Source organism: Pokkaliibacter sp. CJK22405 (genome assembly GCF_046614695.1).
GTDB lineage: Bacteria > Pseudomonadota > Gammaproteobacteria > Pseudomonadales > Balneatricaceae > Pokkaliibacter.
On sequence record NZ_JBKKHQ010000008.1, the window covers coordinates 43,663 to 60,999 of the forward strand.

A 17,337-nucleotide genomic window follows, 5' to 3' on the forward strand; every position below is an offset into this window, starting at 1 on the left:
CGAACACCGGATCAGCTGGATGTGCCGGAGGTGCGCCCATGGCGGGAAATCAGGGCGCGAAGAGCGGCAGGTTTCACCGGCTTTTGCAGCACAAAGGCGCCTGCCTGGTGAATTTCCTCCTTGATCTCTTCAGTACGGTCAGCGGTGATGACGATAGCAGGTAGCTGATCATCCTCCAGCTGCTTGCGGACGCCGGCAATCGCCATGACTCCGGTGAGGTCATTATCAAGGTGATAGTCGGCCAGCAGAATCGCCGGTTTCCACTCATCATTCACTTTCAAGATAGTAATGGCCGCCGCTTCCGAGAGGGCCGTTTTTACCTCGCAGCCCCAGCCTTCCAGCAGCACGCGCATCCCGTCCAGAATGCTTTGCTCATTATCGACCACCAGTACCGGCAGATTATCCAGACCGCCTTTACGACGGCTTACCACGCCGCCGCGGCGAGTCACATTCTGTACCTTGCTCACATCGCCCAGCGGTACATCGATAGAGAAGACCGTGCCTTTACCAACTTTGGAGCGCACATGAATGCTGTGGCCAAGAATGCGGGCGATACGATCAGTGATAGCCAGCCCCAGACCCAGACCCTTAACATCCGCATGCTGAGGGTTATTGATGCGTTTGAACTCTTCGAAAATCTCGTGAATTTTATCCTCGGCGATGCCTACGCCGCTGTCCCACACTTCAATACGCATCGCATCATTCACCCGTCGTGCGCCTAGCAGCACCTTGCCACTGCGGGTGTAGCGGATCGCGTTACTCAGGAAGTTTTGCACCACGCGGCGCAGTAGCTGGTTATCGCTATGGATAACCTGCTGGGACATGACCAGCCTGAAGGACAGGCCTTTTTCCTGTGCCAGCGCAGTGAATTCGGCTTTCAGCGCGCTGAACAGTCGCTCAATCGGGAAGTGGCTAAGGTTAGGCTGCAGTGCGCCCGCATCCAGTTTGGAAATGTCCAGAATCGTGCTGATCAGTTCCTCGGCGGCTTTAAGGGAGCCATCAAGGTTGGTGACCAACTCCTGGGTGAAGTCATCATAATGACGCTGTGATAGCGCTGAGGAGAACAGTCGCGCGGCATTCAGGGGTTGCAGCAGGTCATGGCTGGCCGCCGCCAGGAAGCGGGTTTTCGAGAGGTTGGCGGCCTCGGCTTCGCTCTTGGCCTGACGCAACTCATCTTCGATCAGCGAGCGAATAATGTTCTCTTTACGCAGCTCCTGGTTGGCAATTGAAAGCGCCTGAGTACGCTCGCGCACACGGGTTTCAAGATCCTCATTGGTTTCCTGCAACAGCATCTCGGCCTTGCGGCGCTCGCTGATGTCCACGTAAACCGCGAAGTAGCCGATGATGCGGCCTTCTTCGTTGATATGCGGCAGGTAGTTGACCTGGGCATAGCGTTCCTGATCTTCGCTGGAAGGAAGAGTAATTTCAAAGGACTGGCGCAGGCCGCGCAGTACCTGTTCGATAAAGGGCAGGCGTTGCTGATATTCATGCTCGGGCAGAATCTCTCGTGCCTGAGTGCCGACAACCACGGAGCGCTTCAGACCAAAGGTGTCTTCATAGGCTTGGTTGATGTAGCGATAACGGCCTTCGTTATCGAAATAGGCAATCAGCGCCGGCACGTTATCGGTGTAAATACGAATACTGCGCTCACTTTCTCGCAGGGCCGATTCGGTTCGCTTGTACTGGGTAATATCGGTGTAAGTGGTGACATAACCGCCGCCCGGCATCTGGTTGCCATGCACATCCAGCACCGTGCCATCAGCCCGATGGCGTTCATAGCTGTGGGAGTGCCCCTGATTGAGCATCTCCATACGTTTCACGACCTGATCCTCAGGGTCGCCCGGACCGAACTCACCCTGTAAGGCCAGATGGCGATACACCTCTTCAATGGGACGTCCGACACTGATCAGGCCTGGCGGATGAGAGAACATATCGAGATAAGCGCGGTTCCAGACCATCAGCCGTTGCTGGTTATCCACCACGGTAATGCCGAGGCTGATGTTCTCGATGGTCGCCTGCAGCATGGAGCGGTTGAACTGCAGTGCCTGTGAGGCTTCATCGACGATGGTCACCACATCGCCGATCTGCATATCGCGACCACGCAGGGTCGAGCCAATGACGATACGAGCCGACGAGGCGCCGATGACACCGCCCAGCAGGCGTTCACAGAAGTGAATCAGATCCGAAGGCGCTTTTTCGTTGGCCGAGGGCAAACGCTGATGACGCTCATGATAAAAACTGCGAAAGGCGCGTTGGGTACGTTCTACACCCAGGAAGCGCTCAGTCAGCATCTGCAGATCACCAATACTGATTTGTTCAACTGGTGCCCGTGAGCCGCCAAGTTCGCCATCATCCAGCGTATCGACAAAGCTGCTCGACTGAATACGGTCAATCAGGCGCTGATTGGCATTACGTGATACCCAGACATAAAGCGCGGTGTTAAGAAACAGGCTCCAGACCGTGCCGTGAGTGATCGGGTCCATGCCTTCCAGCCCAAAAAGCGCGTAGGGACGAAGCCAATGCAGGCCAAAAGGGCCGTTCTCCAGCAAGGATTGGGGCAGCAGGCCGGTATGGATAATGGCCGGCACTAGCAGAGTAAAAATCCAGACAGTGAAGCCAGCCAGTAAGCCTGCCATCACGCCCTGACGGCTGCCTTTCTTCCAGTAAATACCGCCAATCAGCGCAGGGGCAAATTGCGCCACCGCCACAAAGGACATCAGGCCAATATCTGCCAGAGAGGTATCTGCGCCAAGGATGCGGTAATAGAAATAGGACATCAGCAGCAGGCAGAAAATAGTGACTCGGCGGGTGTTCAACAGTAGCGCTGCGATGTCTTCATCACGGGTAATGCGGTTGCCACGAAGACGAAGCAGCAGTGGCATCACCAGATCATTACAGATCATGGTGCTTAGCGAGACGCAGGAGACGATGACCATACTGGTCGCCGCTGAGAGGCCGCCAAGGTAAACAAACATGGCCAGATGATCAGCGCTGGCGCTCAAAGGCAGGGTCAGGACAAAGCTGTCTGCATTCACAAAGCCGGACGGGAAGTTGGCCATGCCCGCCGTCGCGATGGGCAGAACAAACAGGCTCATCAGGATCATATAAAGCGGGAACAGCCAGCGAGCCGTGCGAAGATCGCGCGAGTGGGTGTTTTCGACCACCGTCATATGAAACTGACGAGGTAAACAGATCACGGCCAGCACGGCCAGAATGCATTCGGTGACGAAGCTGCCTCCGAACAGGTCGCCGCTGAAATTGGTGTTATTTTCCAGCTGCACTGAGGTTTTGAGGTAGAGGTCTTCAAAGCCGTTATAGATGCCAAACACCACAAAGAAGCCAACGGCCAGAAAGGCCATCAGTTTGATCACTGATTCAAAAGCGATCGCCAGCACCATGCCCTGATGGTGCTCCGTGGCGTCAATCTGGCGGGTGCCAAAGAGAATGGCAAAGATTGCCATCAGCAAGGCCACAAACAAGGCCGTGTCACTGCCACTTTCGACCGTTGTACTGGTAATGCCGGTCAGCACATTAAAGCTCATGGCCACCGCTTTCAGCTGCAAGGCGATGTAGGGCAGGGTGCTCAGCACGGTCATGCAGGCGACTAGTGCGCCCAAGCCCTGACTTTTGCCGTAGCGTGAGGCGATAAAATCAGAAACGGAGGTGATGTTCTGTTTTTTGCTGACCTGAATCAGCTTGCGCATTAAATGCAGGCCGAAAACAAAAACAACGATGGGGCCAATATAGGTGGCGAGAAATTCCCAGCCGGTGGAGGCCGCACGTCCAACGGCGCCGTAATAGGTCCAGGAGGTGCAATAAGCCGCCAGAGAAAGGGCGTAGATATAAGGGCGGCGTTTGCCTTCACGCATGCGCGGCTGGCGGTCGCCCCAATAGGCAATGCCAAACAGCAGACCCAGGTAGGCCAGTGATATCACGATGATCAACCAACCTTGCAGCATGCCTGGGGCTCCCTCTGAAAAAATGTTAGCCATTGTAAGTGGTTTTAAGGCAAATCTCACGGCAACTGACGTCCTGGCGACTCTTGATCCTGATCAAGGCTCCTAGTGCTTTGGTCGAGTTTTTATTCACACTTTGTGCGAGTTTTCTGGAAAAAATCAGGCGGGCGACTAATGTTTCATTACGTTGCTACTAAAGTTGATCTATCAGTTACAAAAGCCTTTGCTAGATTTGAATTGGTAAACCCCTGTTCCCTGATTCTCACATCGGAAGGAAGGTCCCATGAGCGTGAATAATGATAAAAACAATGCCAGGGCATACTGGAAAGAAAACGTCAGAATAATTCTGACCTATCTTGTTATCTGGTTTCTGGCCTCTTTTGGCTGCGGCATCATTTTTGTGGAGCCGCTTAATACCGTGCAATTCTTTGGATTCAAACTGGGCTTCTGGTTTGCTCAGCAAGGCTCCGTTTATATCTTCCTTATTCTGATTGTGGCGTATGCCATCAGCATGAATAAGCTTGATGAAAAATATGACGTGCACGAATAAACGTTGTCGAAAATAACCAAGTAGTACGCTGTACCTAAAAAAATAATTACGCAATCCATTACGGAAGGTATGAAGCTATGAGTTTGGATATCCTGACTTATTTATTCGTCGGGGCAAGTTTCGCGCTCTATATAGGGATTGCGATCTGGTCCCGTGCCGGTAGCACGAAAGAGTTCTATGTTGCCGGTGGCGGCGTTTCTCCCATGGCCAATGGTATGGCTACCGCAGCGGACTGGATGTCTGCGGCTTCCTTTATTTCTCTGGCGGGTATTGTTTCCTTTGCGGGTTACAACGGTTCGGCTTACATCATGGGCTGGACGGGCGGTTATGTGCTGCTGGCACTGCTGCTGGCGCCTTACCTGCGCAAGTTTGGCAAGTTCACCGTGCCTGATTTCGTGGGTGACCGCTATTACTCCTCTACTGCACGCACTGTGGCCGTTATCTGTGCGATCTTCGTGTCCTTTACCTATGTTGCCGGCCAGATGCGCGGAGTTGGGATCGTGTTCTCACGCTTCCTGCATGTCTCTATCGAGATGGGTGTTGTCATCGGCATGATCATCGTTTTCTTCTACGCCGTGCTGGGCGGGATGAAAGGGATCACCTATACCCAGGTGGCGCAGTACTGTGTGCTGATTTTCGCCTACACCGTTCCTGCCATCTTCCTGACCTTGCAGGTTACCGGGCATGTGCTGCCGCAGCTTGGTTTAGGGGCGGATGTCGATCCGTCGTTTAACGCAGCCTGGGGAGGGAAGCCTGTACTCGAGGTGCTCGATGGGTTAGTGCAGGAGCTCGGATTTACCGCCTATACGACCCAGGGTACAGACAGCCTCTTTAACCTGTTCTTCTTCACCATCGCCTTGATGGCAGGAACGGCAGGTCTGCCTCACGTTATTGTGCGCTTCTTTACCGTGCCTCGTGTTAAGGATGCACGCGTCTCTGCAGGCTGGGCTCTTCTTTTCATCGCGATTCTCTATACCGTAGTGCCATCCGTAGGTGCGATTGGGCGTCTGAACCTGATCAATACCGTCAACGGCGCAGAAGGTACCGGTACAACCTATAGCGAAATGCCAACCTGGTTTAAAAACTGGGAAAGTTCTGGCCTGATCGCCTGGGAAGATGTGAATGGTGATGGCAAGGTGCAGTACGCTGCAGGCAGCCCCTTCGTGGGCGGCAAGCCACAGTTTGAGGGCGATCAGCGTGCTGAAGACGGTCACCGTCTGGTGTCCAATGCTATCGAGGGTGCAACTTTTGATGCGACCAAACAGCCATTTGCCAACGAAGTCTACGTTGACCGTGACATCATGGTGCTGGCTAACCCTGAAATTGCCCAGTTGCCTGATTGGGTAATCGCACTGGTTGCCGCAGGTGCCATCGCGGCTGCATTGTCGACAGCAGCTGGTTTGCTGCTGGTTATCTCCACTTCCATCTCTCATGATTTGTTCAAGAAAACCCTGACTCCCAATATGACCGAGAAGCAGGAGCTCCTGTCGGCTCGTTTGGCTGCCATCGTGGCTATCGTCATCGCCGGTTACTTCGGGCTTAACCCGCCCGGGTTCGTGGCTCAGGTGGTGGCGCTTGCCTTTGGTCTGGCGGCGGCGTCTTTCTTCCCGGCGATTGTGATGGGTATTTTCTCTAAGCGCATGAATAAGGAAGGTGCGATCAGCGGTATGGTGATTGGTCTTGTGATCACTGCCGCCTACATCGTTTACTTCAAATTTATGGGCGGGTCACCTGACCAGTACTTCATGGGCCTGACTCCTGAAGCCTTTGGTACGGTGGGGATGGTTGTGAACTTTGTGGTTGCGATGGTGGTTTCGTCCATGACACCTCCTCCTCCTGAAGAGGTTCAGCATGTGGTTGAGGACATTCGTATCCCCCGTGGTGCGGGTGCTGCACAGAACCACTAATTCATTCGTCCTATAGCACGGCCTGCACACTCCCTTCGGGGAGTGTGTTTTTTCTGCCGACGTACCGGCCAGCTTCTAGCCTGACAACAGGACTGTCTTATGACGGCAAGCTTTGATGCGGACAAACCTCCTTTTAACTTACTGAGCGAAGGCGAACTGGACCTTTTACGGCGTAATCTGGATATCGCCTATTTCAAAAAAGGCGAAGTGATTATTGGTGCAGGAGAGGTGCCGGAAGGGCTGCATTTGTTACTCAAAGGTCGAGTGGCAGAAGAGGATCAGGCTGATAAGGATGCCCCGGCCCCGCTTCGGCATACCTATGTTCATTACACTCAGGATGACTACTTTGGTGCCTGGTCTTCATTAAGAGGCTCGGCCATCCATGACTTTATCGCGGTGGAGGAGACGATCTGTCATATCCTGCCAACCGCAAAACTGCTGGAGCTTATGGCCGCTAATCAGGCCTTTGGCGAGTATTTTCGCACCAGTTTTGCCAGTCGAACCCAACTGCGAGCCGCCACACCGCACAATCATGACATGACGGAATTCATGCTGGCGCGTGTCTCCAGTTGTATGCGTGAGCCATTAATCGTGCTCGAAGGCACCAGCCTTCGTGAAGGGTATCAACTGATGAAAAATCAGCAGGTCGACTGCCTGCTGGTTCGTCGCAACACCCGATATGGCATGGTCACTGGCTCGGACATGCTGACGGCACTGCTGGATCAGGCGCTGCCTGCCGATACCGATGTGGCGAGCATTGCTTCATACCGGCTGGTTCAGCTTCCTGAGGATGACTATCTCTTTAATGCGCTGGTCCAGATGACAGAGCATCGAATTGAGCGGGTGGTGATCGGCAAGGTGGATGAGGTCATTGGTATTGTCGAGCTGACCGATATTCTTAGTTACTTTTCAAACCACTCCCATGTGATTGGCTTACGGATAGATCGTGCCCAAACTATGGAAGATCTTGAAGAAGCTGCTGCTGTTCTGAATTCATTAATTACCGGGCTCAATGTACACGGAGTGAAAATTCGCTTCGTCATGGAGCTGATTGCGGCAATGAATGAAAAGATTATGGCGAAGCTCTTTCATTTACTGGTACCGGAAGGTGTTCAGCCACATGTCTGCCTGCTGGTCATGGGCAGTGAAGGTCGGCGTGAGCAGATACTGAAAACCGATCAGGACAATGCGCTACTGATGCGCAATGGCCTGGATTGGCCGGAAGGCCCAAGAATACTTGGCCGCTTCAGTGAGATGTTAGCGAAGTTCGGTTATCCACCCTGTACAGGCGGGATTATGGTTTCCAATGCGGACTGGGTTATGAGCCTGGCGCAGTGGACGGAGCATTTGCGGGACTGGTCAACTCAGCCTCGTGGCGACAATCTTCTCAAACTCGCTATTGCTGTTGATGCTCATCCGGTGGCGGGTAATGCCGCCTTGTTTAAAGCGTCCCGAAACTGGTTTATGCGCTCCTTACAGGAGAATCAGATCTTCTTTGCGCATTTTGCCAAAGCAGTACTGAGCTTTGCGACCCCTCTGACTTTCTTTGGCGGAATCCGCAAGCAACAGCATGGATTGGATATCAAAAAAGGCGGTATTTTCCCGCTGGTGCATGGTGTTCGGGCGCTGGCACTGGAGCATCGTGTTCTGGAAACCAATACCTTTAAACGTGTCGAGGCGCTTGTTCAGTTGGGGGTGCTTTCTGATGAAATGGGGCAGGATTTATCCCATGCCCTTGGGCTGTTTATTCAGCTTCGAATGCAGCAACAGGTTGAGCGCCTGGAAAGGGGCGCGGCCTCAGTCGCGGATGACTCGAACATGCTGGTGGTAGAGCTGCTGGATCGGTTGGATCGGGATCTGCTTCGCGAGGCGCTTCATATCGTTAAAAACTTTAAACAGTTTTTGACCCAGCGATATCGCCTGGAGTCCTTATGAAGTATCGGCTGATGCGTCATTACTGGCGCTGGAAAGAGGCGAGAACCCAGCAGTCTGGACCCTATCAGGTACTGTTTGAGCCTTATGAGGGTGATGAGGTGGTGTCACTGGATTGTGAAACCACAACACTGGATGTGAATGCTGCAGAGGTGCTGACTATTGGGGCGGTAAAAATTCGTCGTGGACGACGCGTCACTGTCAGTGATCGTCTGGATATCACCCTCAAGCCTCCCCGTCAGTTTCGACCGGAAACCGTGCCTTTTCATCGTATTCGAGAGATGGATCTGGAGTCTGGAATCAGTATTGAAGAAGCGTTAACGCAATTACTGGCCTATATCGGTAATCGTCCCATTCTGGGCTATTACGTTCATTACGATCTGGCGGTATTGGACAAGTTTCTATTTCCTTATTTAGGCTTCCATCTGCCTAACAAAGCGATTGAGCTTTCAGACGTGTACCACAGCATTATTAAGTGGCGCTCATTAGGTGGAGGTGTGGACCTGCGATTTGACACTATCGCCAAATCCCTCGATTTACCTATCATCGAGCGGCATACCGCGCTGGGGGATGCCATCACGGTGGCGCTTATGTACGTTCGATTAACCCAAGGTGACAGCCTCGCTCTATAGCGAGCCATCACCTAGAATTAAGGAAAGTCCCGTTTCCTGTTGGCTGGCTTAGGTAAGTCCTTTGTATTTTTGAGTATTTTCAGTAAGATGCGAAGATTGGGGGAACCACTGGCAAGTGAGTTCGGGGCGAAGTAGCGAAATAAAGGAGGGATAAAGATGGATGGCAGAGATGATATTCAGTCCGTTCTCTCTCAAATGCGCTCAATGCAGGCGCAAGTTCAGCGTACGCAAATCATCCCGCCGGTTGACACTGTCACACCGACTGACTCCGCTTCCCAGAATCTGCCTTCTTTCTCTGACATGCTGGCAGATGCTGTGAACTCTGTTGCCGCTCAGCAAAACAAAGCCAGTAGTATGTCTACGGCTTACGAGAAAGGTGACCCCAGCGTCGATTTGCCCCAGGTAATGATCGAGCTTCAAAAAGCCAGTGTGTCTTTTGAAGCCATGAATCAGGTGCGTAACAAACTGGTCGATGCCTACAAAGAAATCATGAGCCTGTCTGTGTGATGCCGCGGTGATGACTGCGATGAACTTCAGGCAAGCAACTGCTAACAGGCTGACGTGATATGGCAAGAGCTGGTGCAGACAATGCGTCCACACCTGCCCAGGGAGGGCTGTTTGGATCCCTGATGCTTGGCTTCGGTCAGCTCAGTATTATTCGTCAGGTCGGCCTGATGGTCGGCCTGGCTGCCAGTGTAGCCATTGGTTTTGCTGTGGTTTTGTGGTCACAGGAGCCAAGCTACCGTCCCTTGCTGGGGAGTCTTGAAAATCTGGACTCCGACCAGATCATGCAGGTTCTGCAAACCAATCAAATTCCCTACAAGATAGACACTAATAGCGGTGCACTTCTGGTGCCTGCCGATCAGGTAAATCAGGCTCGGATCAAGCTGGCCGGAGATGGCCTGATAGGCGATAAAACCGTCGGTTTCGAGCTGCTGGATCAGGACACGCCGCTTGGTAGTAGCCAGTTTATGGAGACTACGCGCTACAGGCGAGGCCTGGAAGGCGAGCTGGCGCGAACAATTTCCAGTCTGTTAAGTGTCAAGTCAGCCCGGGTTCATCTGGCGCTTCCCAAAGAATCTGTTTTTGTACGTGACTCCCGCAAACCGCGGGCTTCTGTATTTGTGGAGCTTTATGCCGGGCGTACGCTGGAGAAAGATCAGGTAACGTCAATACTGAATCTTGTGGCTTCCAGCGTGGCTGGCCTGGATCCGAAAGATGTCACCGTGGTGGATCAGAAAGGTCATCTCTTGTCTGAAGAACCCGTTGATACTGATGCGGGCATGGCGTCTGAACAGTTCGAGTACACCCGAAAGATAGAGCAGACTCTCGCGCGCAGGGTCGGTCGTATTCTGGAACCGGTGGTGGGCGCGGATCGCTACAAAGCTGAAGTCTCCGCTGATATCGACTTTACAGCCGTTGAGCAGACTGATGAGCAATACAACCCGGATCTGCCTTCCCTGAGAAGTGAGCAGACGTTGGATGAAGAAAAATCCTCCAACGGGGCCTCAGGCATACCTGGAGCGCTGTCGAATCAGCCTCCGGCAGAAACCTCGGTGCCGGAAGTGGCGAATGGTAATGCTTCAGGAGGTGGGTCAGGTACGCCTATCACGTCCCGAAAACAGTCCACCCGTAACTATGAACTGGACCGTACCATTAGCTATACCAAACATCAGGTAGGTCGGGTGCGCCGTCTTTCCGTCGCCGTGGTGGTGGATGATCTTGTTTCCGTGAATCCCCAGACGGGCGAGACCCAGCGAACGCCCTGGACTGAGAATGAGCTGCAACGTCTGACGATTCTTGTCAGAGATGCCGTGGGCTATTCCGCCGAGCGTGGAGATAGCGTCAACGTGATCAATTCGCCCTTTGTTCAGGGTGATAATCTCTTTGAAACGGAAGATATTCCCTTCTGGCAGACTCAGTGGTTCTGGGATTTGCTTCGTCAGGGCGGTTCAGTGCTCTTTATCCTGTTGCTGGTGCTGTTTGTTCTGCGTCCTATTTTGCGTAATCTCTCTACGGCAGGTCAGGCGCAATCCCAGGCCAGCGAAGAGGAGTTGCGTGCTCTGGAAGGCTTGGATGATGACCTTTCTGATGAGGCGATTACTCTGGCCAGCGTGGATGAAAGCCTTTTGCCTGGCCCCAACGAAAGCTTTGAGAAACAGCTTAATGCCATCCGTGGCCTGATAGCAGATGATCCGGGTCGTGTTGCGCAGGTAGTGAAAGGATGGATAAGCGATGACTGATAAGGCCAAGCTTTCTCAGCTCGAGAAAACCGCTGTTCTGCTTATGACGCTGGGTGAAAGTGATGCGGCTGAAATCCTTAAGCACATGGGGCCCAAGGAGGTTCAGAAGATCGGTGCGGCCATGGCGCAGTTGCGCTCTGTGCAGCAGGATCAGGTAGAGGCCGTTATTGCAGAGTTCCTTGGTCAGGTCGGTAACCAGACCAGTCTGGGTATTGGTTCTGATAGCTACATTCGTAACATGCTTAAGACCGCTCTGGGTGAAGAGAAGGCCAGTGGTCTGATCGATCGCATTCTATTGGGTGGTAATACCAAAGGTCTGGATACACTCAAATGGATGGAAGGGCGACAGGTGGCGGATGTGATTCGCTACGAGCACCCGCAGATTCAGGCAATTGTCGTGTCTTATCTGGACTCGGATCAGGCCGCAGAAATGTTGTCTTATTTTGATGAGAAGGTGCGGCTGGATATTCTTCTGCGCGTAGCCTCTCTGGATACTGTTCAGCCCGCGGCTTTGCAGGAGCTAAACGATATTCTTGAGCGTCAGTTCTCGGGCAGTTCTTCTTCCCAGACCACGAATATGGGCGGTGTGAAAGTCGCAGCCAATATCATGAACTTCCTCGATAGTAATATTGAGGCAGCATTGATGGATTCTCTTAAAGAAGTGGATGAAGACCTTGCTGAGCAGATCTCTGATCTGATGTTTGTCTTCGATAATCTCAGTGATGTGGATGACAAGGGAATTCAGGCCCTGCTGCGTGAAATTGAGCAGGATACGCTGATTGTGGCGCTCAAGGGCGCCGATGTGGGTCTTCAGGACAAGTTCTTCAACAACATGTCCAAACGTGCTGCTGAGATGATGCGTGACGATCTTGAGGCCCGTGGCCCGGTCCGTGTCAGTGATGTTGAAGGGGCGCAAAAAGAAATTCTGGGTATTGCACGTCGATTGGCTGACGAAGGTCAGATCTCCCTTGGAGGCGGTGGCGATCAGATGATCTGATCGCTGTGCGCTATTCTCCTCTCTTATTCCCATCCGGTATGCGTTATTCTGGAATGCCTACCCGTTTTTGCAGCAATAGGTTTTTTACGTGAGCAAATCAGACAAAGTGCCGCATCGCATTCCCGCGGGCTCTGCCGAATCCTATAACCGTTGGCAGTTGCCTGATGTGGGTGAGTCTGATTTCAGCAATGAAGAACCTGTCTATGGCTTGAATATTCGTCGCAAGCCGCCTGAGCCGGAAGTGATCGAATCCCTTGAAGAAGAGGAAGAGCCCGAGGTTCCGCTCATTACTCTGGAGCAGCTCGAGGCTATTCGTCAGGATGCCCATGATGAAGGCTATGCAGAAGGTAAAGAGACCGGATACCAAGAAGGTTTTTCTCAGGGAGAGCAGGCAGGCTTCGCAAGTGGTCAGGAAAAGGGACATAAAGAAGCCTTTGAAGCTGAGCAACAAAGAATCATCAATGCTGAAGCTTGGCTCAAAGCCTTGGGGCAGCAGTTTATGGAGCCTATTCAGAAGCAGGACGAGGCGCTGATTAGCAGCTTGGCTACGGTTGTAAAAAGGATGGCCGAAGCGGTCATCCAGCGAGAGTTGGCAACGTCGGACAAGGCTGTAAGAACGCTTGCCGAGCAGGTGATTAATGAGCTGCCTGATCCAGCCGTTGAGGCGCGGGTGCAGATTCATCCTGATGATCGGGAGCCGCTTCAGAAAGTGCTTACTGAGCAAGGCCTAAGCTGGCATCTTGAAGATAACCCAGAGCTGCAACAGGGAGGCTTCTTCCTGCGTACGCCCTACAGCTTCGTTGATGCTACGCTAGGTCCGCGTATGAATGCGGTATTTGAGCGTTTCTCGCAGCAGCATGAGCTTTCCGCCAGTCGTCTGAGTACTGAATCCATTGAGCCGACAAAAGGCGCTTCTGAGGAAGTGTCAGATGAAGGTCAGTCGCTACCCTCCGAAGGCAACGGAGAAGGCGCGTGAGTCATTCTCAGGTGATGAGCTGGCTGGCTGACCAGACGGCCTTACCCATGCCTCAGCCGCGTCCGCGCGCAGCCGGCAAGATAACCCGAGTGGTGGGCCTGACTCTTGAGGCGACTGGCTGCAAGGTCGCTTTGGGGGAGTTTTGTCAGGTGACGGTGCGTCCCGGATATTCGGTGGAAGCAGAGGTCGTCGGCTTTCACGGAGAGCGCGTTTTTTTGATGCCTGTCGATTCCGTTGAAGGCTTGCTTCCCGGAGCGCAGGTTGTTCCGACCGGCTCGACCAGTCTGGTTCCTGTGGGAATGGGGTTGCTGGGCCGGGTGCTAAATGGTGTGGGCAAACCGCTGGATAGCCTTGGGCCTCTGGATGCGGAAGCCTATGTTGACTTGCAGGGGGAGACGATTAACCCTTTGGGTCGACAGCCTATTCGTGAGCCGATGGATGTCGGGATTCGAGCCATCAACGCTCTGCTGACGGTTGGTCGTGGGCAGCGTCTTGGTCTTTTTGCAGGTAGTGGCGTCGGTAAGAGTGTCCTGCTCGGGATGATGACACGCTTTACCACGGCCCATGTGGTTGTCGTGGGCCTCATTGGTGAGCGTGGTCGTGAGGTTAAGGAGTTTATTGAGGACGTACTTGGCGAGGAGGGGCTTCGGCGAGCCGTTGTCGTGGCTTCTCCTGCGGATGATTCTCCCTTAATGCGCCTTAGAGCCTCGCAGTTGTGCACGCGCATTGCCGAGTATTTTCGAGCCCAGGGTCATGATGTGCTTTTGCTGGTCGATTCCCTGACGCGCTATGCTCAGGCGCAGCGTGAGATTGCTCTTGCGGTTGGAGAACCACCGGCAAGTAAAGGTTATCCGCCCTCGGTGTTTGCAAAGCTTCCCAAGCTAGTTGAGCGGGCAGGTAATGGTGAAAAAGGCGGAGGCTCCATTACGGCTTTTTATACCGTGCTAACCGAAGGAGATGATCAGCAGGACCCGATTGCTGACTCTGCACGAGCTATTCTAGACGGTCACGTTGTTCTTTCGCGGCGGTTGGCAGAAGAAGGACATTATCCCGCGATAGATATCGAAGCTTCTATTAGTCGAGCCATGCCGCAGGTCGTATCACCTGATTTTTTAAAGCAGGCGCAAAAAGTAAAGCAGTTATATTCACGTTATCAGCAAGTGCGAGACCTTATCAGTGTGGGGGCCTATGTGCGCGGTAGTGACCCTGAGACCGATCAGGCCATACATTTGATGCCTGCCATCAGGGTTTTTCTGCAGCAAGGCTTGCATGAGCCTGTTCCTCTGGCGGTAGCTCATGATCTGGTGGGTAAGTTACTCTCCATCAAGTGACACGGATTTATTAATAAGGTTTAGGCTATGGCGCGGCGTTCTCAGCGATTGGCACTGGTAAAAACACTCGCTGAGAGAGATGAGCAGAAAGCTTCTCAGGCTCTCGGAGCAGCTCGTCAGCGCGAGCAGCAAGCAAAGCAGCAGATTGCTCAGCTGGAGGCTTATCAGGAGGAGTACATCACGACGCTTCATGCCAAAGGTGAGGCGGGTATTTCTGCTCGAGACTGGATGTCGCAGCAACAGTTTATGGGTCGCCTTGAAGGCGCGCTGGAGCAGCAAGTCCAAATTCTGCGACAGGTAGGTCAGGATATTGATAAGAAAATGAAACAGTGGCAACAGGCGCGAGCGAGAGTAAAAGCAATCGAGGCCTGGATTGTTCGGGTTGAGGCGCAGGAACAGCTTGAATTGTCACGTAAGGAACAAAAGGCACTGGATGAACTGGTGTCTTTCTATCGGCGCTCGCAGGATAATTAAATTACCGGTCGCGTCGCGATAGCTCTGGAAAATGTCCTTGTCAGAGCCTTACATAGTGTCTATACCTTAGACATTAAGTGTTCGCAGGCGAAAGGCTGTTTTTGTTAAGGTCGGAATCCTAGGCGATCATCCAAACATGCTGCGTAAAAGGGAAGTTAACGCCACGCCGTTAAGTTAGTATTCCCGTATGTTTTACCTAGATGATCCAGGTTTAAAGAAAGCTTTATAGGAAGTGATGAGGTGAATAATGGCAATCTGGTCCCAGCTTTCTGATGATGGCAAAGAGTTGACCATTAGTATTCAGGGCCGTTTTGATTTTAGTGCCCACCAGGATTTTCGTGAAGCCTACGAACAGGTTGGGGAGGGGCAGGTCGAGCAGTTCGTGATTGATATGCGTGAGACTTCCTATTTGGATAGCTCTGCGTTAGGAATGTTGTTGCTGTTGCGTGATCATGCAGGTGGCGATGGATCCAGTATTCATATCGTTAACTGTAATACCGACGTAAAGAAGATCTTGATCATCTCCAATTTCGGTCAGCTGTTCCATATCGAATAAAATGGACTGCATGTGAACTCAGAAAGTCTTATTCCAGGGCCTGAAGATTCGGATGCCGAAGTACCGCTAAGAATTCTTGTAGCGGATGACAATACCAGTGATCGGATGATCCTCAGGGCTATTGTTCGTAAGCAAGGTTACGAAGTACTCACTGCTGAGAATGGTCGTCAGGCGGTGGATGTCTTTGCTGAACATAGGCCGCATATTGTATTGATGGACGCCTTGATGCCCGAGATGGATGGCTTCGAGGCGACGCGTCTTATTAAAGAAATGGCAGGTGAAGAACTTGTACCTGTCATTTTTTTAACCTCTCTTAAAGATACTCATTCGTTGGTGGATTGTCTGGAAGCCGGCGGCGATGATTTTCTGTCCAAACCTTACAATCCGACGATTTTGCAAGCCAAAATCAACGCCTTCAATCGTATGCGGCGTATGCATCATGTGCTGCAAAGGCAACGTGACGAGATCTCGCTGCATAACAAGCGGCTAATTCATGAGCAAAGTGTCGCCAAGCGTGTCTTTGACAATGTGGCGCACTCGGGTTGTCTCGACGCAGCCAACATCAAGCATTTGTTGTCTCCACTCGCTGTCTTCAACGGTGATGTGCTACTTGCCTCCAGAACCCCTTCAGGCAATATTTTTATACTGCTGGGGGACTTCACTGGGCACGGCTTGCCAGCAGCGATCGGTGCAATGCCGCTGGCTGAGATCTTCTACTCGATGGCATCCAAAGGGTATGCCATGGTGGATGTGCTTCGTGAGGTGAATCAGCGGCTCAAGAAAATTCTTCCAACCGGCTTTTTCTGTTGTGCCGGTACGCTAGATATCAATTTTCATAAGAAAACTGTCGAAGTCTGGAATGGAGGTTTGCCTGATGGTCTTATCTTCCATCAGTCGAGCAAGTCTTTAACGCAGCTGAAGTCTCGCCATCTGCCATTGGGCATTATGGGGAATGATCGTTTTAGCGATAAGACAGAAATTTATACCTTGGAAGAAGGTGACCGGATTTACCTTTACTCTGACGGTATTCTGGAGGCCAGTAATTCACAGGATCAGATGTTTGGTGAGGAGCGTCTGGCGAGTGTTTTCTACGATAACCAGACTCCGGATCAGTTATTCGATGAGATCGGGCAGGCCGTTAATGCTTTTGCCGGGTTAACAGGCGTTCAGGACGATCTGACGCTGGTCGAAGTACGGATGTGCGATCCAGAAGAACTGGTAGAGCTGGCTGAGCCCTTTGCCAGCAGCCGTAAATATGGCCCTAGCGACTGGTCTTTCTCATACGAGCTGTACCCCAATACGCTTAAAACCTATAACCCACTTCCCCTGTTGCTTCAGGTGATCATGGAAATGCCGGCACTGCGGCGTTTTAGTGGACAAATCTATACCTTGTTGTCAGAACTGTTTGCCAACTCGTTGGAGCATGGCCTTCTGTCACTGAGTTCCGAGGCCAAGTCAGATATTTCAGGTTTTGCCGCCTTCTATGCAGAGCGAGAAAAGCGACTGGCAAATCTGGATGAAGGCTATATTCAATTCCATTTTTCCCACCGACTATCACCTCAGGGGGGGGTATTAACTCTGGCTGTCAGGGATAGTGGAGCGGGGTTTGATGTGTCACGAATCCGGCGAGAGTTTTCTTCACAAGGCTATTCAGGCAGAGGGTTAGCGCTCATGCACTCCTTGTGTGATGATGTACGCTTCAATGAATCCGGTAACAGCGTTGAGATGGATTTCCGGTGGTATTTCGAAACCTGAGTCGTAGAAAGGTCGGCTTTGGTCGAAG

13 protein-coding genes are annotated in these 17,337 nt (G+C 52.4%); 12 read left to right on the plus strand and 1 reads right to left on the minus strand.

Annotated elements, in window-relative coordinates; all coding sequences use genetic code 11:
* Positions 1-11 precede the first annotated feature (11 nt).
* Positions 12-3,959 (minus strand): NahK/ErcS family hybrid sensor histidine kinase/response regulator, encoded by a 3,948-nt coding sequence (locus ACKC9G_RS04740; protein ID WP_411403784.1) that lies wholly within the window; start codon positions 3,957-3,959, stop codon positions 12-14.
* Between the two features lie 280 nt (positions 3,960-4,239).
* Between ACKC9G_RS04740 and ACKC9G_RS04745 the strand changes: the two genes are divergently transcribed.
* The 12 genes from ACKC9G_RS04745 (at position 4,240) to ACKC9G_RS04800 (ending at position 17,309) form a co-directional block, all read left to right on the plus strand.
* A complete protein-coding gene (locus ACKC9G_RS04745; protein ID WP_411403785.1) occupies positions 4,240-4,506 on the plus strand; it encodes a DUF4212 domain-containing protein in 267 nt (88 codons plus the stop codon).
* 77 nt (positions 4,507-4,583) lie between these two features.
* Positions 4,584-6,413 (plus strand): sodium:solute symporter family protein, encoded by a 1,830-nt coding sequence (locus ACKC9G_RS04750; RefSeq protein WP_411403786.1) that lies wholly within the window; start codon positions 4,584-4,586, stop codon positions 6,411-6,413.
* 99 nt (positions 6,414-6,512) lie between these two features.
* Positions 6,513-8,348 (plus strand): putative nucleotidyltransferase substrate binding domain-containing protein, encoded by a 1,836-nt coding sequence (locus tag ACKC9G_RS04755; RefSeq protein WP_411403787.1) that lies wholly within the window; start codon positions 6,513-6,515, stop codon positions 8,346-8,348.
* Entirely contained in the window at positions 8,345-8,977 is a 633-nt protein-coding gene (locus tag ACKC9G_RS04760; protein WP_411403788.1) for a 3'-5' exonuclease, read from the plus strand. The genes ACKC9G_RS04755 and ACKC9G_RS04760 overlap by 4 nt, the downstream gene beginning before the upstream one ends.
* 156 nt (positions 8,978-9,133) lie before the next feature.
* Positions 9,134-9,484, plus strand: a complete 351-nt coding sequence (gene fliE / locus ACKC9G_RS04765; protein WP_411403789.1) for a flagellar hook-basal body complex protein FliE — start codon at positions 9,134-9,136, stop codon at positions 9,482-9,484.
* A 59-nt stretch (positions 9,485-9,543) separates the two neighbouring features.
* Positions 9,544-11,220, plus strand: coding sequence for a flagellar basal-body MS-ring/collar protein FliF (gene fliF, locus ACKC9G_RS04770; RefSeq protein ID WP_411403790.1), 1,677 nt, complete (start codon positions 9,544-9,546; stop codon positions 11,218-11,220).
* Positions 11,213-12,217 carry a flagellar motor switch protein FliG gene (fliG, locus tag ACKC9G_RS04775; protein ID WP_411403791.1) on the plus strand — a complete coding sequence of 335 codons (1,005 nt, stop codon included), beginning with the start codon at positions 11,213-11,215 and terminating at the stop codon, positions 12,215-12,217. Before fliF ends, fliG begins: the two co-directional genes overlap by 8 nt.
* 88 nt (positions 12,218-12,305) lie before the next feature.
* On the plus strand, positions 12,306-13,193 hold the full coding sequence (locus tag ACKC9G_RS04780; protein WP_411403792.1) for a FliH/SctL family protein: 888 nt from the start codon (positions 12,306-12,308) through the stop codon (positions 13,191-13,193).
* A 14-nt stretch (positions 13,194-13,207) separates the two neighbouring features.
* Complete coding sequence (fliI, locus tag ACKC9G_RS04785) at positions 13,208-14,524, plus strand: flagellar protein export ATPase FliI (protein WP_411403913.1); 1,317 nt, start codon at positions 13,208-13,210, stop codon at positions 14,522-14,524.
* A gap of 27 nt (positions 14,525-14,551) precedes the next feature.
* Positions 14,552-14,998 (plus strand): flagellar export protein FliJ, encoded by a 447-nt coding sequence (gene fliJ, locus ACKC9G_RS04790; protein WP_411403793.1) that lies wholly within the window; start codon positions 14,552-14,554, stop codon positions 14,996-14,998.
* A gap of 247 nt (positions 14,999-15,245) precedes the next feature.
* On the plus strand, positions 15,246-15,554 hold the full coding sequence (locus ACKC9G_RS04795; RefSeq protein ID WP_411403794.1) for an STAS domain-containing protein: 309 nt from the start codon (positions 15,246-15,248) through the stop codon (positions 15,552-15,554).
* Between the two features lie 12 nt (positions 15,555-15,566).
* Positions 15,567-17,309, plus strand: a complete 1,743-nt coding sequence (locus tag ACKC9G_RS04800; RefSeq protein WP_411403795.1) for a SpoIIE family protein phosphatase — start codon at positions 15,567-15,569, stop codon at positions 17,307-17,309.
* Positions 17,310-17,337 lie beyond the last annotated feature (28 nt).